Source organism: Falsihalocynthiibacter sp. CO-5D18 (assembly GCF_041205445.1).
Classification (GTDB): Bacteria; Pseudomonadota; Alphaproteobacteria; order Rhodobacterales; family Rhodobacteraceae; genus Falsihalocynthiibacter; species Falsihalocynthiibacter arcticus.
In genome coordinates this window covers 1-22647 of the sequence record NZ_JBGFCF010000010.1, presented here as the reverse complement: position 1 = coordinate 22647, position 22647 = coordinate 1, and the positions used below count along the sequence as shown (strand labels likewise).

The window sequence follows — 22647 nt, the reverse complement described above, 5'->3', positions numbered from 1 at the left end:
GTTCCAAACATAGAATATTATTCCGGTTACGTTCAACGTTGAGGTTAAGATAATGGCTGTGATGATCCAGTTTGCTGCGAGTGAGCCATAAATGATTAAGTTGGCATGGGTTTTGCCCACTGTTCTTGCCGTGCTTGCGGTCGAGGTTTCCTTTCGCACAGGAATGGCAATTCCTATTCCGTTTCTCATCATCGTAGTCTGCGTGGTGATTGCTGGATCGATGGGCGGACAACGTTCTGGGTTGATTTCCGGACTGATTGCGTCCCTTTTTGTCTTTAATTCATACCTCGTTGGATTTGGACCTGCCACTTTGACAGGGAGTTTGCTGCAAGTTGCCCTTGGGTCGGTGTTATTCACGCTTCTGGGCACATTGCTTGGGCGACTACGAGAACAACGCGATACAGGCATACAAGCGCTGCGTGACAGGGAGAAGACCCTTGAAACTTCCCTGAACGAACAGACCGAGGAAAAGAACAAACAGGTCACCATGGTGGCTGAAAGTGAAGCGCGGCTAAAAACAGCGATCCGCATTGCGCGCATCGGCCTCTTTTCTTACGAAAAATCAACTGGAACTTGTACGTTCTGTTCAGAACAATACGCTGCACACTTTGGTTTGATGCCGGACGAATATATCACCAAAACTTCGGGGCACAGCCCAGATCTTAGCCATATACATGCGGATGATCTCCATATTATCGTAAACGCAATCGCTCGATTGAATGACGGTGAAGACCAAGTTTATGAATACCGCGCTCTGCATCCGGATCATGGGATTAGGTATATCTCCGAAATAGTAGAGCCCGTTATTGATGAAAACGGCAAGGTAATCGCAAATACCGGCACAAGTATTGACGTGACCGAGCTGCGCCTGGCCGAAATGCGCCTGCGCCAGTCGCAGCGGATCGAAGCCGTTGGCACTCTAACGGGCGGTGTGGCGCATGATTTCAACAACCTACTTGCCATCATCCTTGGAAATCTGGAGTTGTGCCTTGAAACAGGTCGCAAAGACGATTGGAAAGCCCGAATCGAAACAGCTGTTGATGCGACCAATCGTGGCGCGGGCCTGACCAAAAACCTGCTTAGTTTTTCGCGCCGCGCACATCTGAAGCCAACGCGACTTAATCTGAATCACAACGTGCAAAACACGATGTCCTGGTGCGCCCGCGTCTTGCCCAAAACGATAAACATCGAGACGTCGTTGCAGGCCGGACTATGGGATGTTGAAGTTGATGAAACATCTATAGAGACCTCGATTATCAACATCCTCTTAAATGCCCGAGATGCGATGCCTGAAGGCGGCAAGGTGACAATCGAAACCGCAAACATGCGGATTGGCGAAGAATATATGTTAGAGCGGGGTGAGGATATTGAACCGGGTCGTTATGTCATGTTGGCAATTAGCGATACCGGCCACGGCATCCCTGCCGAAAAGCTAGAACATGTTTTTGAGCCTTTCTTCACCGACAAAGGCGTTGGCCGTGGATCTGGCTTAGGGCTTTCGATGGTACACGGTTTTATAAAACAATCCGGAGGTGCTATCCGCATTTATTCAGAAGTTGGTGTCGGGACAACATTCAAACTTTACTTTAAGGCTACAACTCAGGCTTTAGTTCCCCCCAAAAGAGAGCCGCACAAGCAGTTTCATATTCCCAGCGAGCGAGTTGAAATTCTCCTTGCAGAGGATGAAGAAGAAGTTCTGCTCATTCTGAAACGCATTTTGGCGAATGCGGGTTACTCAGTCACAACCGCAGCCACAGGCGACGAAGCTTTAGAAATTTTCAATACTGACCTTCGGTTTGACCTTGTTTTGACAGACATCGTGATGCCAGGGAGCCTTCAAGGTCCTGCATTGGCTAAAGCCATTCGATTGATTGATCCCAATTTACCCTGTATCTTCTTGTCAGGCTATGCCTCTGAGGCGACGGTGCACGGCAACGGGCTTAAGCCGTCTGATATCCGCCTAATGAAACCCGTAAGCCGACAAGAACTCCTCAGTGCGGTGTCCAAAACGCTAAGCTCTGTCGACCAGAGCAATTGAATTAAATTGGGGTTGGGGGGAATCGGCCGTTTTTGTCGATCTCCTGAAAGCAATAATTGGCGCAGGCCTCATAAAGGTTCATTTATCCACATAGCAGACCTTCGTGCATTCCGCAGCAAAAGTCCGGTTTCCGCACTTAGTTCCAATGCCGCACTTGAAAAATGAGTCCGCTTCCGGCCCTCAGCCTCGCAGATGCTGCGGCGCAGCTTTCGCATTGCGGCCATTGGTGCATCGCGCATCATTTCAATTCAACTCCTATAGTCTTTCGGCGACCATCGCTTCCGTTGTGATTTTACCACTCCAGCGATTTGGTCGCCATTTTTATCGCCTTACGTCACTTTTTACCTGTGATTGATATTGCAGGTTTCCCGTTCTGGGAACCCGCAGTTGCAGAGACTTTCTGCTTCTCTTTTTTGGGTTTTTTGGTCTCTTTTTTGCTGTTTTTACCTTTGGCCATCGTCTGCCCTTTCAATGTGCAGCAATCCGACGCCGTAATGGCTTGGGTTTTACTGCGGTCGTTCACTAATTGTCTGTTTGAGGCACTCGGTTGTGCCTTATGTGATTGCCTACGTTGCGGTTATCGCATTCTTTATTTCGCTCTCCAAGCTGCGGTGCCGATTGTGGCGTGCAACTGCAATTGTAGCAACAAGTTTGAGTTTCTATCGGCCCAAACCTGCCGCTCAGAACATTTTCAAATGCTGCGGTGCAGTCCACCGAAGCGGTCATTGACACGTTGCCGCAGCATTATTAGGTCGCTAGGTCTGCTAAGCGGACAAAGCGCCAATTCGCTGCGACTGCGCCAATGACTGCTTTAGGAAAGTTACTAACGGCCCCCTAGAGCAAGTCGCAGACCAAGCAAGATGAATGCCCCCGCGAATGAGCGTTTCAACCAGACCATGACTTTTGGACGTGTTATTACATGATCGCGCGCCGCAGACGCACATGCCCCGTAGATGACGAAGACAGCAAAAGTCATCGCCATGAACACCAAGGCAAGTGCTGTCATCGCAAATGTTGGCCGCGAGGTGGTTGCCGGTACAAACTGTGGAAGAAATGCCAAAAAGAACAATGACAATTTAGGGTTCAGAGCATTGAGCAGTATTCCATCGCGGATCAAACGATATGCACCGATTGGTTCACTGTTCTCGGAGACTGCCAACGCGCTATCATCGCGTAAAATCCCCCACGCCATGTAGAACAGATAGCCCACGCCAGCCCATTGAACGACTTGGAATGCCAATGTGCTTGTCTGAATAATTGCGGCAATCCCTATGATAGAGGCGACCGCGTGGGGAATGATGCCAAAAGTACAACCCAATGCTGCGACAACAGACGGTCCAAAGCCGCGTCCAAGGCCAATTGCCAGTGTGTAAATCACACCAGTACCTGGCAGGATGCAAACGATGAAAGCCGTGACCAGAAACTCGATGCTCATGTCTGAGATCTCAAGTCGGTATCGAAATTGCCTATCGCGCCTTCGATATGTCCTTTGGACAACCGACCTTGCCACACGTTGGATATCTGATCCGCCAGCCGGTCTCGTAACGCAAGAACGTCAACTTTCGCTGTCTCGTGCAAGCCTTCAATCACGATCAACGCATCAGTGGTAGAGGCTTGTATTGCCGACAAACCGCTTTGACGATTGACCCAACGACGCGCATGCACGTTCTTACCATCATCGCGGAAAATGATCTCACCGGTCTCTGGCGTTTCGATATCCCCGCCAAAGGTCTGATATTGCTCATCACCAGCTGCCGGACAGACCTGAATGTTTCCCTCAACCTTCGCCAAATCGAACGCTGCTACAGGGAGAGCGCCCATCGCAGACACCGCGTTACACAGATCGACCAACGGATGAAGGCTTGGCAGAGAGCCGTGCTGTCTTAACCGCCGTAAAAGAGCTTCCGAGGCACATCGCACTTGTGTCGGCTTAAATCCCATCTTTGCGTAACCGGCCCGCCACGCTTGTATCTCTGGCAGCGAACTTTCTGTGCCGTCCCCCAGTCGAGCTTTGGCTGCCTCTTCCCATTCTCGCACTTGCGCATCGATAGCGACATCGTTGTTGATATTGGAGACGAAAATTAAGCCAGTCTGTAGATGAGGGAATGTCTCCGTCATATGCGGAGCGTAAGTGAATTTCATAGGTTAAGCCTGCCAAATAGAGTTCGTCTCTACCTAAACGTCTTGGCTATCTTGGGTCTTGAACGATATTGCCCATGCTTGATTGGTATTTTCCTGGCGGTACACCAAACTGACGGGAGAAAGCGCGGGTCATGTGGCTTTGGTCCGCAAAACCTAATTCCGCTGCAACCGAGGCAGGATTGTTACCAGACGCAAGTGCGCGACGGGCTTGCCGCAGCCGCAACTGCATTGCGTACTCATGGGGCGTGGTGCCTGTCTCGCGTTTAAAACGTCGCAAAGCTCCTGTCCTGCTCATACTCATGATCACCGCTATCTCTTCGAGGGTCGGAGGTGATTCGAGGTTGTCATTCACACGCTGCAAAGCATGCTGTGTGACACGCGAAGGTAGTCGATCCCCAATGCACGTCGATGTGACGAGCAGGTCAGCGAAAAGACCCGTCAGACCTTCTTCCGCCGCTGTGAGGTCATTTTCACAAAGTGAGGCAAAAATCTTCAACATTGCTGATGCGACGGCGGGGGAATGTTTGGCTGCAAATTCAATTTCACGCGATGCAGCGTTTGGACCAATCATATCATCAATGACGAATGGCTCAACAAAGAGCATTTTCCATGATCGCAACCCAGACATGGGCTTACCATCATGAACCTCGTTCGGGCTTACGGCTATCACGTCACCCGGATAGGCTTCGACAAAGCCCTGTTTTGACCAAGAAGCATGACCGCCAAACGTCATCACACCAATCCCATATTGGTCATGAGCATGGCGCGGGAACGCTCTGTTCGACGCAAGAGAGATGGCGTCAACACCATCAAGGCGTCGTGGCAGAAATTCGACCGAATGCGAGTTTGGACAAGTCATAACTTGGGACTACCACGCCGTAATCAATTGCGTCGACTAGAAGTCTTGTCTGACGGTATTTATACAATCGCTTCTATCATATTCTCGCCAGTGCAAAGTGAAGTGGACATTCATGCGCCGTGCAGCATCGGTCAAAGAGGGCTCCTTGCTGACTTTCGCTGCGTTTGCACACGAAATCAACGTCAAATCGGAGGGCGAGCGGCGGCTCTGCGGACGAAGCTGCCGTCCAACTCGACGAAGCGAACGGCAGCTTATCATCGACCTCATATCCCTTTCGCTACAACATAAAGCGGGACTTTGGGCCGAACATGTCGCATCGCGTCAGTGTGCGTGGGCGTCTTCTCCACGCGCCATCATCATATGATGTTCGCGGTGATGGTCCTGGCTTGCCATAAGTCCGAAGAACCCCAGTCCTCTTATTCGCGCTACCACAGCAGGATCACCGCTCGTCACGCGAAGCTCCACGCCGTTTTCCGCATCGATTGCCTCGACGGTCCAACGGTCGTCCTCCGCCAGTTGGGCCGCGTGTGCGGGAACCATGCGGCGGAGAGTGGCGATTGTGTCTGTATCTCCCGTCGCCATGGAAGAAAGGCCGTCCGGCAGTTCTGTCTCTTCCACATTAGTGTCCGAGACTAGGCGGTCCATATCGACCAGATGAGTCTGCAGGCCTGCCAGATCGACCTGGCCCCAATTAGTGTCAGGATCGGCTTCCAGCACGCGCACAACTTCGGACAGGGCGGCGAAAGCCCCCTGTCCCGGTTCGGTCAGGATCGTGTTTTGAAGCGGCTGGTCTTGAGCATGTGTCGCGTGATCCATGCTGTCCCCTTGGTTGGAGTGTGTTGTCTGGGCATTCGCGAAAGCCGTTCCACCGAGCAGCGCCGTCACGATCACGATCATCTTCGTTTTCATTCTGTTTCCTTACATTTATGATATTTATCCAGAACACCCTAGCGGACACTGCGGCCATACCGTATGATTTGTATCATGTTAGATTGGCAGCATATATTTGATGACGCGCCGACGAAGACCTTTGTGCAGGGGGTTGTCGTCTTCCGCAGGGAAGATCACGTTCATTCGATGTATCTTATTCGATCCGGCACTATAGCACTTGAACGTCCCCTCACGGATGGAACAGCACTTACGCTAAGCGTTGCCACCGTCGGAATGGCACTGGCAGAAGCATCATTATTCGCCACGACCTATCATTGCGATGCGGTTGCACGCACGAATGCCAAGATCGCGATCATGCCACGTGCCGCCTTTCGGTCTGCGCTGCGCGAACGGCCAACCGCTGCTTTGAGCCTGATCGAAACTCATGCCAAAGAGGTCCAGTCCCAGCGAGCGCGCATTGAGATTCTGCGCCTGCGCCGAGTGTCCGACAGACTGGACGCATGGCTGGAGCTATACGATGAGCCACCGATGGGTGAATGGATAAGGGTTGCCGATCAGATTGGTGTTTCGCCCCCCGCGCTTTATCGCGAACTTGCACGTCGGAGAAAGTGAGAGAGATCATCGTCCGAACCATTTTTTAGTAGGAGCAGACCTTCGCTGCGAAGTGGCATTTCGGTAAAATGGGCTCGTTGCTGCCGTTAGCTGCAAAAGCCACTAAGGTCGGCTCTGGGCCGTTCTCGACATTGATGGAAAGGGGAAGCGGCCCGAATGCTGCACCATGCACATTTCGACTTAATGGGCGGGATGCGGACATTCGCTGCAAGAGTTCGAATCTCGTGTCAGTATGGTGAAGCAGCCATTCACACGGTTCTGAATCCGCCTATTTTATTTACTACGACGCTCTATCTGAGTCACGAATGACGATATTGAAAATAGATAAGGAATGCGCGCCAGAATAGATGAACCTTTCGACTGGATTATTGAGTGGGATCGTAACGCCCATAAAGAGAAGACAGCATCCTTCCAACCCACGGGGCTTGCTCTCGCTCGCCAATGTTTTTCGAGCGAGAGCTCGTCAGGCGTGTGTGACCAAAGCACCTTGCTTTGCCGAGAGATGTTGATTCAAGTGTTTTTACGGTGATTTATCGCCATCCAGACTGCAACCGCAGTGTGCAGCGCGACAGTTGGCGCGAGCAACACCCCCCAGGAGTGCTCGATCACGGCGAGGTAAATCAAAAGCATTGCGATGGCCGCATTGTAAAGCAGCAAGGCTCTGAAAGGCGGGTTTCCGACGACGCCCCGCTCTGGCAAGCACGCAAGCCCGAGGCAAAACAGTGTCAGACCGAACAGACGCGCCGTGAGCATTTCGACGCGCTCACTGTCAATAAGCCCACGTGCCTCGGTGAACACCGATGGCGCGAAGGGCCATACGCCGAGCTGGGCAATCCCGAGGATCGCAATCGCCGCGAAGATGACGACGCGCAAGTTTATCTCAGATCGCCGCGACGGCCTTCGCCAGAAGGTCGCGAACCTCGCCCGCGACGGCCGTCAGCTCAGCGCTTTCTACTGCCTGCATCGACGCAACCGGGTCGATGGAGCTGACCTCAATACCGCCATCGACCTCGCGTAGGATGACGTTGCAAGGCAGCATCGCGCCCACGCGCGGTTCCATCCCGATGGCAGCGTAGGCCATCTTCGGATTGCAGGCACCGAGAATGCGGTAGGCCGGCATCTCAACATCGAGTTTCTTTTTCATCGTCGCCTTTACGTCAATTTCGGTCAGCACCCCAAAGCCGTTGTCAGCAAGGGCGTTTCGGGTGCGGGCATCGATGTCGTCGAATGTGCTGTCGTTGAACAGGCGATTGATTGTGTAACTCACGGGGCTGCACTCCTTGTGTTGGCTTGTCAGAAGCAGAATTGGCAAGGCGGCACCCGAATTGGCCTTGTTTGGTGATTTCAGATGTTTCGTTATCAATCTGCGCCTGCGTTTCGCTGCTGCATGCTACCGCAATTGAGTCTCGCCGTCTTGATCCACATCAGGGTCTGTGCCCCAATTTTCGCATATAACTAGATGTATAACAGGTTGTCCGTGTTGATGTCACATAAATGGAGTTACGGAATGGAATTCAAGAACAAGGTAATTGTCCCGAGCGTAGTAGCCGCATTCTGCGTGGCCGCCACGTCGGCGATGGCACAGGTCGGGAAAATCCCGGATCGAAACGGCTTTTACGATCATGGACATGACATGATGTGGGGCAGCAGTCAGTGGGGAGGCTTCGGAATGGTCCTTGGGCCGATCTTCATGATCTTGATCGTGGTCGGGATCGTTGCAGGGATCTTATATCTCCTGCGGCTGTTTGGCATGGCCGGACCTGCTTCTGGCAGCCACGCTGCGCACGACCGTGCTTTGGCGCTTCTTAAGGAACGTTATGCCAAGGGCGAGATCGACTCGACCGAGTTCACTGAGCGCAAGAAGCTGCTCGCTGATTGATCCGCGACGCGTTATGTTCTTTCTGGACAAGCGAGCCTGTTACAAAGCTAGTACTAGGCTCGCCGAGCTTCGGCCTCCTGCTTCAATCAGGCATATCTGGGTCCGACCATCCTGATTCAGAATGGCGAACTGGCCGCAAAAGTGCAGAATTCGCTTGATGACCCCATCAGCACGCACTGGCATGGCCTTCTGGTGCCCGGAGAGCATGACGGTGGTAAACTCGGCCGATCGCACCCGGTGAGACATGGGGACCAAAGATGACAGTTGCGCAGGACCCAGCAACCGTCTGGTACAACTCGCATATCCACGAACGCACTGCAGAACAGGTTTATTTCGGACTGGCAGGGGGCATCCACGTGACCGACGGGCAGGACGACGTCCGTAGTTTGCCGTCCACGTACGGGGTTGATGATCTAAAGCTTGTTTTGCAGGATCGCCGGTTCGATGGTTCCGGACGTATGGTCTATGACCCGTCCACGATGGATGTGATGCACGGGTTTGCCGAGAACCGGATGCTCGTCAACGGACAAGCAGATGCCACGGCGGTCGTGCCCTTGGGGTTGGTGCGTTTGCGCCTGCTCAATGGTTCGAACGCCAGTATTCTTGGTTCAACCGTGGACGGTAAACCCGTCGAAGGTACCTTGAAGGTCAATGAACCCTTCGGCCTCGCCATTGATCAGAAAACCAGACTTGGGTCACCAATAGCGGCACAAACACCTTGATCCGCTTTCCGACCAACGACCCCGCCAATGCCGTGGAATTTGAGGTTGGAAACAGCCCGCATGACATCGCCACCGACAGCCAAGGAAAAGCTTACAGCGAAGATTGACGGCTTAGAAGACTCAATGTCCGACGATGAGCTCGCGGCCAAAGGTTGGATCGATCTGTGGGACATCGCCGACAAGTATCCCGGCGGCGATGTGTCGATGATCCGCTCTGACGGCACGGTTCTTGGTCCCTTTGACGCTGAAAAGAGCATGAACGGGGCTTGGGGCATTTCCGTGGATGGCAATGACAATATATGGGTCTCGAATTCTATGAGCCAATCCATCACCTAGTTGTTTGGTGTGCGCACAGAGACCTGCCCATCAGGTGTTGCCACAGGAGAATCGATTTCACTCCAGAACGGCTACATTGGTGGTCTACAAATCATCGCGGGTATCGCGCTCGATCCTGCTGGCAATGCTTGGGTAACCACCCATGAAGGAAGGCTCGATTGGACCTCTTGTTCGAAAATGATCGATTTCACATCCATAGATGATGCTCGACAGCGGATTAGAAAATAAATAGTGTTTGGCAACGAAAAAACGGTCGAAATTCTCACACGGCAGCTTGACGCTGAGCATCTTTGAGGGGCCGCTGAAACCAGCTCGGAGGTCCCATGAAGCCTGAACGAAAGACGGGATGCGGTAACAATCAACCCGGGCCACTCGTTGGGGGCAGCCCAATTTTTTGAGCTCAGCGTTTCCAACGAATTCTTGGACGACCTGTCGAAATAATGAAAAATCAAGACTGAAAGTATAAAATGGGTATGCAAGACAAATTAGTATTTATCGGGGGCCCTCCGCGTTCTGGGACGACGCTGCTTCAACGAATGCTGAATTTGCATCCCCTGATTTATGCTGGGCCAGAGTTTGATTTTGTTCCGCCGATCATCAGGCTCCGCAAAAGGATGCTTGCAAGCATTGAATCTGGGAGGATTTCTGAGTTTCTTTCTGAAGATGAACTGGACGAATATTTTAAGAATTTTTTGGGCGGTATCTTGGAAGGGAAGTTGTTGGCTAGCGGAAAGAAAGTGATTTGTGAGAAATCCCCAGCCAATGCAGAAGTGATGCCAGACATCTTGGATCTCTTTAAAGATTCAAAAGGGATCGTAATACTAAGAGATCCTAAGGATGTGATGGCATCGCTTTTTTCGGTTAGGGATCGCTACGAGGCGAAAGGCAAGCAAGCTCCTCAGTTCACCGTTGACGCAAAAAGTGCTATAATCCGCTATTCTTCGGTGCTCAATCCAACTTTGGAGGCCCTCGAACGGTTCCCACAACGAGTGTGCTTGGTCTTTTATGAAGATTTGGTGGAAAGACCTAAGCAGGCAATATCAGAAGTTCTAGATTTCCTCGGCCTTAGGGAAATCGACGAAGTCTTGGACTTGGGACGCGACGACTTGCTTCAGAAAAGGGATCGAAGCGGAATGTGGCACACCCAAGAGCAGCTCACGCGTTCTATTTCTCAGGCAAGCGTTGGAAAGTGGAAGCATGCAATCACGAACAAAGACCTTGTTGAGCTAGAAGCTGCCTTCGGTGAGGTCAAGTTGCTCAGCAGATACTTCTCAGAACTGGATATCCGCCAAGGATCTGATGACAATTAATTCACCAAAAATGTCATCAACCGTCTAATTTCGTTTCGTCAAAAGCCTTAGCGCATTATCGGTGAAAACTGTGCTTGGGCTGACAACTTGGAGCCAGAAAACTATAGCAACAATTCGTGGACAAGCGTTAAGATCACTGGAGAGGTGAAAACCGTCGACCGGCCTTAAAGTGTTGGGCACCGAGGGGGAAGCACGCATGCCCCTAGATAGGAACATGCATGCTCAAGAACCGATGGGACGTAACCGTCCTTAAAAATCGGCAGTCCGATCATTGATTACGAAGCCATTTTCCATCTCCAGCGTCGTAGGTTTTGTGATCTTGGCTATGACTTTGCGCACATCGATACTCTCAACGGCTTGTGTCTGATATGTCTTGTAATAATACTGAACGTTTTTGGTATCGGAAGCGGACGTCCAGATTGTGTAATCAGTTTGCAGGCTGTCGTCATGACCTTCGCGGACCGCGCCTTTTGGAATGTCAAAAGCGTTGAGGATGTGAAACGCATTGAAGATCGCCTCACTTGCGTCTGCCGCCGGGAGTGTCGTATTTGCGAACGCAACCGCCCTTACAAAACGAGAGGGCGACGTGAAATCGCCTGGAAGTCCAGCCATTCCAGTTCCCTGTCCATAGGGCTGCAATGTCTGACGGCCAACCGTGATTTCTGGAACGTTCTCAGCTTGCAGGCCGATATAGTTGCGCAGGTTGGTCAGGTGCCAATCGTAGGGCGGATTGTTGGTCATAGCATTCACGGTGTTATCGTGGATAGTAAGGCCGTCCACAGTGTATTCGATAACGATCGAAGCGCCGGTAGCATCGGTCACACCGTAATGAAACGGTGCCACGCCCCTGAGCGCGTCAATATGGGTGCCCACGACTTCAATGGTTGGCAGAGCGGCCTTGACCTCGTCTACGGTCGCGAATTGCCCAAGGATCCAGTTGCCCAATTCTTCGGAAGAAACCGCATGGTCGCGATTTGCGTCACTGACGGTACCAAAAACGGCGTCACCGGCGAAATAGAACGCACCGAAATAAAGCCCTTCGGTATTCAAACCGTCGAAAACAATCGGCATGTCGAGACCGTTAGCACCGAGAAACCCATACTTAGCTTCGAATGTGAAGCCCGTTTGATCCTTGTCTAGCACGAGAGTTTCAATGGATGTTCCGGCGGGCACTGCATAGATATTAGATTGGACATCAAACCCAAATTCCATGGTGCGCGCAGGAACCACTGTACCATCCTGCGCGTGCAGCACGATTCCCGTACAGGCAAGAGCGGATTGGGTGCCTAAGGCGAGTATGGCAGCCCCAGCGATCAGGGTCTTAATGCTCTTAAAAACATTATTAGATGTTGTAATTTTCATGTTATTTTTCAAATCGTTAGGTAGTGGTAGTTAATGTGACTTAGGGCTACCTAGGCTTCCCACACTTAGCAAGTTTATAATGCCGACAATCGGCAAGAGATATACAGGCGCTCAGCGCTGCCAACACTAGTACGGTCAGGGAAAACTGCACCCAAAACCTGCAGGTCTTAATCAACTGCTACATAAGGTCCTCCAACGAATTGTTTCCGAGTTGACGAGTTCCGTCTGTTGGATACTGCTTCATATTGTTCCACCAAGCTCTACTTAATTTCACGACCTGCCCACCAGAGGCGATCATCGATCATGAAAAAGCCGACAGTTTCATTTTTCGTATGGCTATTGAAGGCGATTGCAAGGATCGCGGTGTTATTGTCTACCCAGTCTTGCGTTGCGTCTCGGCATGCGTCCTTTGAACCATCCGTTTGCGCCCGGCACTCAAGAAATTTCTCTTGATACGTGTTGCGTAATAGTTCCTTATCTTTAGGTATGTCGTGGCCGATGTCAGTGCCGCCGAACTCCATTCCTTCTACAGTTATTTTCCGAAGAGCAAAGTCAACGCCGCCCGTTCTATCGTACAGAATGATGTAATCTCTATAGGCAAAGGGCCCTTCGGCGGACCGAAACATCGTTTTGAATTGCGCAGCGTCTTGGCAACCTTTAGACCAATTACGAAATATGCCCCAACCAACAAAGGTTCATCATGTCCGAAGTCCTTGCGCTTGCTGGCGCGAACCTTTTATCGCCGATTATCTTATCATTTGTGTTGGGCCTTTTGGCCGCGATGGCGCGGTCCGACTTGTCTATTCCCGAGGCTGTGGCGAAAGGCATGTCGATATATCTGCTGTTTGCGATTGGCTTTAAAGGCGGTGCCGCGGTCGCGGATCATGGCGTCGATGCGGCTCTCCTTATGACTGTCGGTGCAGGCGTCCTTCTGTCGTTCGGTCTCCCCCTTCTTGCCTTTGCGTTGCTGAAGATACTCACGGGGTTTTCTCGGTTGGATGCAGCCGCTGTGGCTGCGCATTATGGATCCATAAGTATCGTAACATTTGTGGCTGCAACTTCGGTTCTAGAAGGACGTGCCATCGCTGCCGAGGGATATATGGTCGCTGTCGCCGCTGCTATGGAAGCTCCGGCGATCCTGTCTGCCTTGTGGTTGGTGTCACGCAACGGTTCGGGCGGGAGGATGGAACCGGGCCTGATGCGAGAAATTCTGCTTAATGGCTCTATCGTTTTGCTGGTTGGCAGCTTTGTAATCGGGATGGTGACGGGCGAAAGAGGTTTGACCGAGATTGCACCGTTCATTGTGTCGCCTTTTAAGGGGGTACTTTGCCTGTTCCTGCTGGACATGGGGTTGGTCGCGGGACGCGGGTTAAGGCAGTCGAAAGGTGTCTTGGGCTTAGGCGCGGTGGCATTCGGTATTGTAATGCCACTGGCTGGATCAATGATTGGGCTTGGGATGGGCATGTTGATCGGACTGTCGACTGGTGGCGTGGTGCTATTGATGGCTCTTGCAGCTTCGGCGTCCTACATTGCTGTGCCGGCTGCGATGAGGGTGGCATTGCCTGAGGCGAATCCAGCGATCTATTTGACGTTGTCGCTAGGTGTAACGTTCCCGTTCAATCTGACTTTGGGGATTCCCCTTTATGTGGCTGTAGCCACGCAGCTAACCGGAGGCTGACATGCAGATGCATCCCGCGAAACGCGTTGAAATTGTGATTGAAAAACCATTGGAAGGGCGACTGACTGATGCCCTAACTGAAGCTGGCGTGACGGGCTATACGGTTGTGCCGGTGCGAGGTGGGTCGGGCCGGTCAGGCCCATGGACGCGCGAAGGTCAGATTGGCCGCGCAGGCATGGTCATGGTCATTTGTCTGATTAAGCCGGAGCGGCTAGACGCGCTTCTTGAAGCTGCGTTTGCGGTCGTTGAGCGTCATATTGGTGTGGTTTCTGTTAGCGACACACTCGTCTTAAGGGCTGAACGCTTCTAACCACTCCCTTATACTTCGGCTATGCCCCTAATGTGGGTAAAAAATTTAAGGCGGTCCTTCCCTTGGATTTGGTATGTCAGTGGCCGCCTCCTGCAATAGGGAACATTCGCCGCGCTGCAGGATTTGGGTTAAATGGTCTCAAACCTGCCGTTAGCTGCACCTTACAGCAATGGCAGCATTGGGCCGGAAGCAGAAGTCATTCTCGAAAGCAGTATTCGAAACTAAGTCGCGGAATTTGTCGCTATCATTGCTGCCTAGAACGGACGGCAAGTTGAAGCCAAGTGTAGATATGTACGGACTATCAAGACACTTCCTGTAAATTCTCTAGTTGGGATGGTGGATCAACTTTACATGGACCTTCGGCGCAACAGAATATACCTTGGCGAAGTGAATTTTTATTTTATCGGTGCACAAGGAACTTAAACCCATGCTAACCAGACGCCATTTTGTGATCACTTCTGGTGCGTTATTTTCCGCACCTATCCCAAGCGCGCTGTCGGCTGCTCCAACATCGAATTCCGCGAATTGGGCGGCATGGGATGCACAGGTAACCCCGCCCAATTACGATCCGGCGACATCCAACCCTTGGGGTTTTAACCCGCGCTTCCTGCCGCAAGTTGTTGAGGCTAATGCGGGGCTAACGCCTGGTGACATCCACGTTGATGCTGTTGCTCGCTATATTTACCACATCCGAAGCGACGGCACCGCGATGCGTTATGGCGTGGCAATCGCGCGCGGGAGCCTTTATGAGCCGGGGACATATACCGTCCGACGCAAGGCTAAATGGCCAACTTGGACCCCCACAGCCGCGATGATAAAACGCGATCCGCAATTGTTTGTGCAATACGCCGACGGTCAGGACGGCGGCCCGACGAACCCGCTCGGATCGCGGGCGTTTTATCTATATGTCGGAAATCGCGATACCTATCTTCGTATTCACGGCACGCCTAGCCCTGGTTCTATTGGCGGGCGAGCGAGTTCGGGGTGTGTACGCATGGCGATGCCACACATCAATGATTTGTACGATTTTGTCTCGCCCGGAGTGCAGGCCTATCTCTATCCGCCAGAGGACACAGTTACCGCGCGGAGTTAAACCTCTGGGGAGCGCGTGCAGATCGGACGCCCCTCGTTTGAGCGAAGAGGTAGGAATGTTGTCTCAACGGGGCCAGCATAGCGATAGACATAACACCCATCTGAGTCATTGATCCGTACTTCACTTAGGTCCTGATAAGGAGCGGCGATAGCCACAAGTCCTTCGGGAACATCGCTCATTCGATAATCCACAGGTTGACCGTTGACTGAGGGCTGCGCGCCTTGAAACTCTGTGCACGCTGTAAGCGCAAGCGTCGCGCAGCCAATAACACAAGCCAGAACTTTCATTGCGTAATTCCCTCAAACATTAACTAATTGCCGTAAGTGTACGAAATAACGGCGGCTATTGTCGAGAGGGTGGGGTGGCGCTAACGTTTTCGCGCCGCCGTGAGGGCCGATCCGAGGACACCTTGGCCTTTTTCCTTGGGTATTGGAGCGGGTTTAGCTCTGTTTTTAGGATTGGGTTTTGCATCAGAGTGCCCGCACGGTGCGAATTCGGTGTTGTTAGGTGCGGCTCATGATATTTTGGAAGGCCGATCTGCGACAAACGGAGTTTTCCTGAAGCCATAAATAGTTTCGTTCGGACAATTATTCGCCAAAGCAGTCTTTTGGGCAATCCTTCTTCTACGGACGCTTCGGGCCGAGGCTGTGTGGAAACGCATTTGATTGCGTGATCTGAGGCTCTGCTTTTCTGTCTTTGGCGGTTTTCCACTCCAAGAGCGTGATTTACCCCAAATGGCACCCTATTTGATCGTGCAGGGGCTTTTATAGCAGGCTTCGACAGAGAATTTACGTCAAACGGCTCCATTATGCTCTCAAGATGGCCATCAATGGGGCAATACCGATAATTTTGAGTACCCGTTTGAAGTTATAGACTAGGACGTGCAGGCTCATTTCCGCCGCGACCTTTTCTCGTGTTCGGGTCAGGAAATGGGTGTAGCCCATCCACGCCTTCAATGTTCCAAAGGGATGTTCTACCGTTGATCTGCGGACCCGCATGGCGTCAGGTTTTTCTTCCAGCCTGCGCTCGATGTCATCCAGTACGTCTTCTTGCTCCCAACGTCGGATGCGGCGCAATTTCTCCGTCGTACAGCGCGGCTTAAGATGGCAATTTGAACAGGCCGACAGATGCCGGTAGAAGTTGATGTCGCTCTGACGATCTGACCGGTGGGCACCTTTGGTCAGGGTCTGCCCTGCCGGGCAGATATAAACATCGTTCTGTGCGTCGTAGAGAAAGTCCTGCTTGATGAAGAACCCTCGTTTGGTGCCGCTCGATGTGAGCGGCTTGGGCACATAGGTGGTGATGCCAGTGTTGGCGCACTCAAGCAGCTGTTCGCCGCCATAGTATCCCCGATCTGCGACAACCGTGATCTCTTCGCCGCCAATTGCCAAACGCGCTTGGTTGGCCATCTTCACCAATTGGCCCCGATCACTGCCTGATGATGTCACCTCGTGCGCCACAATCAGGTGATGCTCAACATCAACGGCTGTCTGTACGTTGTAGCCAACAATGCCGCCGCCTCGATGCCTCATGGAGCGTGCGTCAGGGTCGGTCAACGAAACCTGGGCATCTGGTGCGTTTTGCACCTTTGCATCGATGGCTTTCAATTCCTCCATTTGCTCTCTGAGCCTGACGATGCGTTCCTGCAAATGAGCAACCTTAGATGCAGGCAAGGAAGGTTCATTGCGGTCCGCCGCATCCAGCTTGGAAAGATAGCGTTCAATACTGGTTTCAATGTCTGCCATGCGTCGCTTCACTTTGGCAGGCGTGAAGTTCTTATCCCGGTTGTTCACCGCTTTGAACTTGCTGCCATCAATCGCAACACCGTCACCGTTCAAAAGACCGACGTGACGACATAACATCACAAACTGACTGCACACCTTGCGGATTGCTTTGCTGTTATCGCGACGGAAATCCGCAATTGTTTTGAAGTCTGGCGCAAGACGACCGGTCAACCACATCATCTCAACGTTGCGGCCAGTCTCCAGCTCCAACCGGCGGCTCGACTGAATGCGATTGAGATAACCGTAAACATAAATCTTCAGCAGAACCGCCGGATGATAACCGGGCCTTCCGGTCGCGGCTGCGTCGCTAAAACCAATATCGACCAAATCAAGCGCATCAACAAATGCGTCCACGGCACGAACCGGATTATCTTCGCCCACAAAGTCTTCAAGATGATCAGGGAATAGAACCCCTTGATCTCGATCATCGCCCTCCATGAAACGCTTCATCCAACGCCTCCTGATTACACAAGAAGATTAGCAGATATATGCGTTTCCACACAGCCTCGGCCGTTCGTGTCATTAAACACTAAGTGCGGAAAACGGGCTTTCGCCGCAAGCGCGAAGTATGATCAGCGAAGCGCCAAAGCGGATCTTTACCGCTCTATAATACCGAACTAGGCCGCAACCGTTAAAAACGGGCGGTTAGCAGGAGTTTGCGCCACTTTGTTGTCGCCAGTGAAAACCAAAGAATACTTTGGCTCTGCTCACTCCGTTCAAATTTAAAACGCAAAAGAAGGCGACCACTTAAATTTATGTCTGACAAGGTCAGCGGTTCGGGTATATCTTAGTCTAGTGTTTTATTTACAATGAATTATGTCAATCGCAGAGTAAAAAGGGTCCAGATCGCGGCGTAAAACTGGTCCACTGACTTCTCGTTTGTCGTGCGCTTTGGCGCGTGTGCTCCCCATTTAGCTAACGCGTGCCAAAGCGCATGTTGGCCCTTGGGCCGACATTGTTCTGATCTTGATGTGTTTTGGTTATTGGCGGCTCTTACGGCTATGTTTGAGCCGGTAACTCTCGCCATTCATCTCCAGGATATGGACGTGATGGGTCAAACGATCCAGCAAAGCGCCTGTGAGCCGTTCGGAACCAAAGACTTCGGTCCACTCATCGAAAGGCAGGTTCGAGGTGATTATAATTGAGCCGCGTTCGTAGCACTGGGATATCACCTCGAAGAGGAGTTCCGCACCAGATTTGCTGAGGGGCACAAATCCCAATTCATCAATGATCAACAGGTTCTGGCTCGTCAGGTGCTTTTGAAGCCGCTGCAATCTCCGCTCATCCTGCGCTTCAATCAGATCATGGACCAGGGCTGCCGCCGTAGTGAAGCGCACTTTCAACCCTCTTTGGCATGCCGCCAACCCAAGCCCCAAAGCAATGTGCGTCTTACCGGTTCCCGATGGGCCGAGGGCGATGATGAGGCCAAGGTTGCTGAGATTGTGCGCCTGATGGCGATGGTCTCCCTCTACAATCGCCAGATTGATATTCTAGCGGCGATTCCAGACGAGCAGGACCGCGCAAACCTCAAGGATGAGTTCGTCGAAGAGCTAGAAGATTCCTGTGATGACGATGCGGGCATGTTGTTGGCTGGAGCCGTCGATCTTGCGGTCAAGGAGACGATGGAAGCATTTGACTCAGATCAAGGAGATCTATTGGAACTTTGGACTAAAGTAAGTGGTGCTCTAAGAGTTTTTTGCTTTGTGCAATTGAAAAATGTCAGTTCGAAGACGCCTATTTTAGCACCATTTCTGTGCCCGATCTCTTTCCTAATAGAGATAATAGCAAAGGAGACCACATATGCTGCTTAAACTGGTAATGAAATCTTTAACTCTAGCCATTTTTACCTCTGGTCTGTCGATCGGAGCGTCGGCCCAAGTCGCATCTGGTGATATTCGGGCCGCACTTGATGCTGACGAATACCCATCGATGTTGAATTCTGTGCCTGTTTCGTTAGAGAATTTTCCAACCGCCGAGACTCATCACATGATGCAGGTTGCCATTGAAAACATCGCGGACATTGGAGATTGGGCGCATGTTCGAGATTTGACTCCGATTGATGCGCAAAACGTCGTCCGGATGAACCGGGACACGCTCTATTCTTCGGTGATTCTTGACCTTTCAACACCGGCGGTTCTGATCAAAAATGATGTTGGCGACCGTTATCAGTCCGTTCTGATCATCAACGAAGGGCATTTCGCCCGCAAGGTGATCTATGAGCCTGGAGAATACGAACTAACCCAGGAAGATTTGGGCAGCCGGTATGTGGTCGTGATTGTCAGAACACTCGTGGATGCCGAGGATCCGGAGGATGTTTCAAAGGCGCACGCGGCGCAGGATGCGCTTTCCGTTGTGCAGGCAGACAAGGGTCAGTTTGAGGTTCCCAATTGGGACCAGAGCGAATTGGAGTTGATGCGCGACGCCTTGAAGACGCTGGGCCGGTTTTTGCAAGATCGCGACTCGGCTTTTGGCGCAAGCATGGAAGAGGTCGACCCAACAGCGTTTTTGATTTCGTCTGCGGATACGTGGGGGGGCTGGAAGCCCGAACATGCTGTTTATCAGAATCGGACCCCGGCGCTGAACGACGGGAAAACGCCCCATGTTCTGACCCTGACCGATGTTCCGTCTGCGCCGAACGCGTTTTGGTCCATCAGCGTCTACAACGCCGACGGATTCTTTCAGAAGAACGAATTCGACAAATACGTGGTCAATAGCCGAAAGGCTGAAACGGATGCGGACGGTAACGTAACCATTCATTTTGGCGGCGACCCATCTCAGCCAAATTTCCTGCCGATCATGGATGACTGGAACTACATGTTGCGGATTTATCTGCCGCAAGAAGCCTACTTTTCAGGATCTTGGACGGCGTCTGAAGCTACACCCGCAAACTAATATTTACCTTCCCAGAATGGGATCGACAAAACGCAATTCTAACACCCTTGGGACGGCTGCGGTGTAAGCCCAGTCAAGCAAGACACACACCAAGAAGGACCTTTCTATGCCAAAATTTTTTTCCACACAGTCCCGACCCTCGCAACTTTCTTCGTTGTTTCTTTCATTGGTAGTAGTGCCTTGTCCCAGTCGACAAGCGCCACGCTGGACGCCCTTGTCGATAGCAGGGAAATCCCGGTCACGGTTGATAATTTTGTCCGCGCCGCAACGGATGTAGAGCTTGGAAAATACGTCTCACTGGCCGGTGGGGTAAACCAATTCTTCCATTTTCGAGCGCCAACCCCGGTGGAAGACCAACCGACCATCCGCATGAACCGCGACACACTGTATAGCACAGCCGTAGTCGATATTAGCGAGGGCGCAACCCTGACGTTGCCCGATGTGGGGGACCGCTACATGACCGCGATGATTGTTAATCAGGACCACTATATCAACGATGTCTTTTTCGGCGGCGGCACTTATACGTTGGACACAAAGACATTCGACACACCCTACGTCATCGTTTTCATGCGGGTTCTTGTCGACGCAGCCGACCCCGAGGATGTTGCCGCGGTGAACGCGATTCAGGATGGCATGACGATCAATGCCGCCTCCTCCAAACCTTTCGTCACACCGGATTACGACAAAGATAGCCTCGATGCGATAATTTCCACGACCTTGGGCTTGGGCCCGTTTGTGCCCGACAGTTTTCACATGTTCGGCTCCAAAGATAAGGTTGAAGCCGTGCGCCATTTCCTCGGCACGGCTGGCGGCTGGGGTGGCTTGCCCGAGGCCGAAGCATTCTATCTGAGTGTTGAACCCGGTCTGCCTGTTGGAGCTTACAGAATCGAGGTCCCCGCGGACGTCCCTGTGGAGGCGTTCTGGTCCATCAGCCTCTACAATTCGGGCGGCTTCTTCGAGCCAAATGCCCTTGATGCCTACAACATCAATTCGGTCACTGGGGAGCGCAACGACGACGGTAGCATGACCGTGCATTTGGGTGGCTGCGACGACGGCGGGATCAACTGCCTTCCGATCATGGAGGACTGGAATTATACCGTGCGCCTCTATCGTCCGGCGCCTGAAATTCTCGACGGAAGCTGGAGTTTCCCTGCCGCCCAGCCTGTGAATTGATTAAGTGCAAAAGGAAATGACTATGAAAGCTTTACTAACCCTCGCGCTTTGCGCACCGACGCTGGCTTTTGCCGAAAGCGTCACAGTCGAAACCTTTGTGCGCGCCGAAAGCGATCACATGATCCGGGCGCAAATGGAATCCTTTGGTGTAGATTTCGGGGAGATCACCCATGTGCGCGACCCCATCACGCCAGGCAACCAAAGCGTCATTCGGATGAATCAGGACACGCTTTATTCCGCGACCCTGCTGGATCTGTCTGAACCGGTAGAGATTACCCTGCCCGAAGTGGGCGGGCGCTATCAGTCCATGCATGTGATCAGTCAGGATCACTACCTGTTCGCCGAGGCACAGCCCGGAACCTATAAGCTGACTGAAGAAGAGGTCGGCACCCGCTTTGCCATCGTGGCCTTCCGCACTTTTGCTGACGTCACAGATACTGACGACATCGCAAAGGCCAATACCGCGCAGGACGCGATAGAGCTTCGCGGTGGGGGGAACGGACCATTCGAGGCGCCTGACTGGGATCAGGACGACCTCGCCGTGGCCCGCAAGGCGTTGAACGACATTGCCGTCCTTGGCTTTGATGCAAGTTATGCGTTTGGTCGCAAGGACGAGACTCGCCCGGTTGACCACCTTGTCGGCGCCGCCGCAGGTTGGGGCGGCCTGCCGCGCACCGCAGCGTCTTATGTTTTTGTCAGCGTGGCCGCCAACGACGGCAACACCCCGCACGCGGTGACGGTCAAGGACGTGCCGGTGGACGCGTTCTGGTCCATTACCGTCTACAACGCCGACGGTTATTTGGAGGCTAATGATATGGGTGTGAACAGCTATAACAACTTCACAGCCAAGCCAAACGATGACGGGTCCTTCACGCTCCATTTTGGCGACTGCGAAGATGGGCGGTTGAACTGCATCCCCATCACGCAAGGCTGGAACTACGCCACCCGCCTTTATGAGCCCCGGGAAGAGATCCTCGACGGAAGCTGGACCTTCCCAGAATTCGATCAGATCGACTAAAATTAGTGCAACCACCGCGTGAAACCTTACTGAAGGGATCAGCCTTGTTTCACACGGTGGTTTGGGACACAAAACTGACTTGCATCACCACTTGGAAAACTCCCTTTCGCAGAGCCGCTCAAAGTCTGGGTGCATAAATCCAGAAATCCTAACACGCACCTACCCTGAGGGTCTGAATTTGACCACAATCGCTTTTCGCTTCAGCTACGATGCTCTGAATCCCGTCATTGAGGATGGGTGCGGAGAATAGGCACTTTGTCTGCTCAGCAGACCTTGGCGCCCACCGCAGCGAATATCCGGTTTCCGCCCCTTAATCCCATTTATGGCTGGACCATACAACTTCGCCGACCACGTTTTCCGATATAGCAATCATGTCGTCGCCCATACGGTGTTCCGTCTGTTAGTTGACAAGAATAACTGCAGTAGACAGAGGTGGTCCTAAGTTTTCGACCAGTTTGCAGCCTAGTTAAGGTGGATCAGGGTTTCATGTCAGGCTGCTACTCTCATTGGTTCTGTTTTGTTGGCATAGGCCTCGTCGGGGGGCGAGA

Annotated in this window: 22 protein-coding genes and 2 pseudogenes; 12 read left to right on the top strand and 12 right to left on the bottom strand. The window is 52.3% G+C overall.

The features are described from left to right. The first annotated feature begins 91 nt into the window (after positions 1–91). Complete coding sequence (locus AB9F27_RS13750; protein ID WP_369757850.1) at positions 92–2038, top strand: ATP-binding protein; 1947 nt, start codon at positions 92–94, stop codon at positions 2036–2038. 334 nt (positions 2039–2372) lie between these two features. Here the strand turns inward: AB9F27_RS13750 and AB9F27_RS13745 are convergent, their stop codons facing one another. The 5 genes from AB9F27_RS13745 to AB9F27_RS13725 form a co-directional block, all read right to left on the bottom strand. Continuing rightward, positions 2373–2495, bottom strand: a complete 123-nt coding sequence (locus AB9F27_RS13745) for a hypothetical protein (RefSeq protein ID WP_335585895.1) — start codon at positions 2493–2495, stop codon at positions 2373–2375. A 366-nt stretch (positions 2496–2861) separates the two neighbouring features. Beyond that, on the bottom strand, positions 2862–3473 hold the full coding sequence (locus AB9F27_RS13740) for a LysE family translocator (RefSeq protein WP_335585896.1): 612 nt from the start codon (positions 3471–3473) through the stop codon (positions 2862–2864). Beyond that, on the bottom strand, positions 3470–4180 hold the full coding sequence (locus AB9F27_RS13735; protein WP_335585897.1) for a phenylalanine--tRNA ligase beta subunit-related protein: 711 nt from the start codon (positions 4178–4180) through the stop codon (positions 3470–3472). Before AB9F27_RS13735 ends, AB9F27_RS13740 begins: the two co-directional genes overlap by 4 nt. A 46-nt stretch (positions 4181–4226) precedes the next feature. After that, a complete protein-coding gene (locus AB9F27_RS13730) occupies positions 4227–5039 on the bottom strand; it encodes an AraC family transcriptional regulator (RefSeq protein WP_335585898.1) in 813 nt (270 codons plus the stop codon). Between the two features lie 321 nt (positions 5040–5360). Continuing rightward, the gene (locus AB9F27_RS13725) at positions 5361–5948 is read right to left on the bottom strand and encodes a hypothetical protein (RefSeq protein ID WP_369756555.1); all 588 of its coding nucleotides are present in this window, start codon (positions 5946–5948) and stop codon (positions 5361–5363) included. 75 nt (positions 5949–6023) lie between these two features. Between AB9F27_RS13725 and AB9F27_RS13720 the strand changes: the two genes are divergently transcribed. Next, the gene (locus AB9F27_RS13720) at positions 6024–6542 is read left to right on the top strand and encodes a Crp/Fnr family transcriptional regulator (RefSeq protein WP_335585900.1); all 519 of its coding nucleotides are present in this window, start codon (positions 6024–6026) and stop codon (positions 6540–6542) included. A 510-nt stretch (positions 6543–7052) separates the two neighbouring features. Here the strand turns inward: AB9F27_RS13720 and AB9F27_RS13715 are convergent. Together AB9F27_RS13715 and AB9F27_RS13710 are read right to left on the bottom strand one after the other, a co-directional pair. Further along, entirely contained in the window at positions 7053–7415 is a 363-nt protein-coding gene (locus AB9F27_RS13715; protein WP_335585901.1) for a hypothetical protein, read from the bottom strand. 7 nt (positions 7416–7422) lie between these two features. Next, complete coding sequence (locus AB9F27_RS13710) at positions 7423–7809, bottom strand: DUF302 domain-containing protein (RefSeq protein ID WP_335585902.1); 387 nt, start codon at positions 7807–7809, stop codon at positions 7423–7425. A 240-nt stretch (positions 7810–8049) separates the two neighbouring features. Between AB9F27_RS13710 and AB9F27_RS13705 the strand changes: the two genes are divergently transcribed. From AB9F27_RS13705 to AB9F27_RS13690, 4 genes and pseudogenes are all read left to right on the top strand, one after another. Continuing rightward, entirely contained in the window at positions 8050–8421 is a 372-nt protein-coding gene (locus AB9F27_RS13705) for an SHOCT domain-containing protein (protein WP_335585903.1), read from the top strand. Between the two features lie 96 nt (positions 8422–8517). Then, a pseudogene (locus AB9F27_RS13700) lies at positions 8518–9143 on the top strand (multicopper oxidase domain-containing protein). A gap of 60 nt (positions 9144–9203) precedes the next feature. Further along, on the top strand, positions 9204–9479 hold the full coding sequence (locus tag AB9F27_RS13695; RefSeq protein WP_335585904.1) for a hypothetical protein: 276 nt from the start codon (positions 9204–9206) through the stop codon (positions 9477–9479). A gap of 467 nt (positions 9480–9946) precedes the next feature. Next, positions 9947–10789: a sulfotransferase gene (locus AB9F27_RS13690; RefSeq protein ID WP_335585905.1), complete on the top strand. Its 843-nt coding sequence runs from the start codon at positions 9947–9949 to the stop codon at positions 10787–10789. Positions 10790–11038: 249 nt separating this feature from the next. Here AB9F27_RS13690 and AB9F27_RS13685 read toward each other — a convergent pair whose 3' ends face one another. Further along, positions 11039–12151, bottom strand: a complete 1113-nt coding sequence (locus tag AB9F27_RS13685) for a choloylglycine hydrolase family protein (protein WP_335585906.1) — start codon at positions 12149–12151, stop codon at positions 11039–11041. 260 nt (positions 12152–12411) lie between these two features. After that, entirely contained in the window at positions 12412–12777 is a 366-nt protein-coding gene (locus AB9F27_RS13680; protein ID WP_335585907.1) for a hypothetical protein, read from the bottom strand. A gap of 74 nt (positions 12778–12851) precedes the next feature. Here AB9F27_RS13680 and AB9F27_RS13675 point away from each other — a divergent pair, with 74 nt between their 5' ends. The 3 genes from AB9F27_RS13675 to AB9F27_RS13665 all read left to right on the top strand — a co-directional run bounded on the left by AB9F27_RS13675 (position 12852) and on the right by AB9F27_RS13665 (position 15232). Further along, entirely contained in the window at positions 12852–13829 is a 978-nt protein-coding gene (locus tag AB9F27_RS13675; protein WP_369757849.1) for a sodium-dependent bicarbonate transport family permease, read from the top strand. Between the two features lies 1 nt (position 13830). Beyond that, positions 13831–14139: a DUF3240 family protein gene (locus AB9F27_RS13670; protein ID WP_335585909.1), complete on the top strand. Its 309-nt coding sequence runs from the start codon at positions 13831–13833 to the stop codon at positions 14137–14139. Positions 14140–14566: 427 nt separating this feature from the next. Further along, positions 14567–15232 carry a L,D-transpeptidase gene (locus AB9F27_RS13665; protein WP_369757848.1) on the top strand — a complete coding sequence of 222 codons (666 nt, stop codon included), beginning with the start codon at positions 14567–14569 and terminating at the stop codon, positions 15230–15232. On the opposite strand, the gene AB9F27_RS13660 is transcribed toward AB9F27_RS13665, so the two are convergent. The 3 genes and pseudogenes from AB9F27_RS13660 to AB9F27_RS13650 form a co-directional block, all read right to left on the bottom strand. Next, a complete protein-coding gene (locus AB9F27_RS13660; RefSeq protein ID WP_369757001.1) occupies positions 15229–15519 on the bottom strand; it encodes a hypothetical protein in 291 nt (96 codons plus the stop codon). The two genes, AB9F27_RS13665 and AB9F27_RS13660, sit on opposite strands and share 4 nt — an antisense overlap. A gap of 519 nt (positions 15520–16038) precedes the next feature. Further along, positions 16039–17466, bottom strand: a complete 1428-nt coding sequence (locus AB9F27_RS13655) for an IS1182 family transposase (RefSeq protein WP_369757847.1) — start codon at positions 17464–17466, stop codon at positions 16039–16041. Positions 17467–17996: 530 nt separating this feature from the next. Further along, a pseudogene (locus AB9F27_RS13650) lies at positions 17997–18437 on the bottom strand (ATP-binding protein); the annotation flags it as partial. 379 nt (positions 18438–18816) lie between these two features. On the opposite strand from AB9F27_RS13650, the gene AB9F27_RS13645 reads away from it, so the two are divergent. The 3 genes from AB9F27_RS13645 to AB9F27_RS13635 all read left to right on the top strand — a co-directional run bounded on the left by AB9F27_RS13645 (position 18817) and on the right by AB9F27_RS13635 (position 22099). Continuing rightward, positions 18817–19908: a DUF1214 domain-containing protein gene (locus AB9F27_RS13645; RefSeq protein ID WP_369757846.1), complete on the top strand. Its 1092-nt coding sequence runs from the start codon at positions 18817–18819 to the stop codon at positions 19906–19908. Between the two features lie 180 nt (positions 19909–20088). Next, positions 20089–21081 (top strand): DUF1214 domain-containing protein, encoded by a 993-nt coding sequence (locus AB9F27_RS13640; RefSeq protein ID WP_369757845.1) that lies wholly within the window; start codon positions 20089–20091, stop codon positions 21079–21081. Between the two features lie 22 nt (positions 21082–21103). Beyond that, positions 21104–22099, top strand: a complete 996-nt coding sequence (locus AB9F27_RS13635) for a DUF1214 domain-containing protein (RefSeq protein WP_369757844.1) — start codon at positions 21104–21106, stop codon at positions 22097–22099. Positions 22100–22647: the final 548 nt, after the last annotated feature.

Bases quoted from the DNA above. Each gene is read 5' to 3' on its own strand.
- AB9F27_RS13660 (WP_369757001.1), bottom strand. From the start codon at position 15,519: ATGAAAGTTCTGGCTTGTGTTATTGGCTGCGCGACGCTTGCGCTTACA.
- AB9F27_RS13725 (WP_369756555.1), bottom strand. From the start codon at position 5,948: ATGAAAACGAAGATGATCGTGATCGTGACGGCGCTGCTCGGTGGAACG.
- AB9F27_RS13685 (WP_335585906.1), bottom strand. From the start codon at position 12,151: ATGAAAATTACAACATCTAATAATGTTTTTAAGAGCATTAAGACCCTG.
- AB9F27_RS13735 (WP_335585897.1), bottom strand. From the start codon at position 4,180: ATGAAATTCACTTACGCTCCGCATATGACGGAGACATTCCCTCATCTA.
- AB9F27_RS13675 (WP_369757849.1), top strand. From the start codon at position 12,852: ATGTCCGAAGTCCTTGCGCTTGCTGGCGCGAACCTTTTATCGCCGATT.
- AB9F27_RS13695 (WP_335585904.1), top strand. From the start codon at position 9,204: ATGACATCGCCACCGACAGCCAAGGAAAAGCTTACAGCGAAGATTGAC.
- AB9F27_RS13670 (WP_335585909.1), top strand. From the start codon at position 13,831: ATGCAGATGCATCCCGCGAAACGCGTTGAAATTGTGATTGAAAAACCA.
- AB9F27_RS13745 (WP_335585895.1), bottom strand. From the start codon at position 2,495: ATGGCCAAAGGTAAAAACAGCAAAAAAGAGACCAAAAAACCCAAAAAA.
- AB9F27_RS13720 (WP_335585900.1), top strand. From the start codon at position 6,024: ATGTTAGATTGGCAGCATATATTTGATGACGCGCCGACGAAGACCTTT.
- AB9F27_RS13635 (WP_369757844.1), top strand. From the start codon at position 21,104: ATGAAAGCTTTACTAACCCTCGCGCTTTGCGCACCGACGCTGGCTTTT.
- AB9F27_RS13665 (WP_369757848.1), top strand. From the start codon at position 14,567: ATGCTAACCAGACGCCATTTTGTGATCACTTCTGGTGCGTTATTTTCC.
- AB9F27_RS13680 (WP_335585907.1), bottom strand. From the start codon at position 12,777: ATGTTTCGGTCCGCCGAAGGGCCCTTTGCCTATAGAGATTACATCATT.
- AB9F27_RS13740 (WP_335585896.1), bottom strand. From the start codon at position 3,473: ATGAGCATCGAGTTTCTGGTCACGGCTTTCATCGTTTGCATCCTGCCA.
- AB9F27_RS13655 (WP_369757847.1), bottom strand. From the start codon at position 17,466: ATGAAGCGTTTCATGGAGGGCGATGATCGAGATCAAGGGGTTCTATTC.
- AB9F27_RS13750 (WP_369757850.1), top strand. From the start codon at position 92: ATGATTAAGTTGGCATGGGTTTTGCCCACTGTTCTTGCCGTGCTTGCG.
- AB9F27_RS13705 (WP_335585903.1), top strand. From the start codon at position 8,050: ATGGAATTCAAGAACAAGGTAATTGTCCCGAGCGTAGTAGCCGCATTC.
- AB9F27_RS13730 (WP_335585898.1), bottom strand. From the start codon at position 5,039: ATGACTTGTCCAAACTCGCATTCGGTCGAATTTCTGCCACGACGCCTT.
- AB9F27_RS13645 (WP_369757846.1), top strand. From the start codon at position 18,817: ATGCTGCTTAAACTGGTAATGAAATCTTTAACTCTAGCCATTTTTACC.
- AB9F27_RS13690 (WP_335585905.1), top strand. From the start codon at position 9,947: ATGGGTATGCAAGACAAATTAGTATTTATCGGGGGCCCTCCGCGTTCT.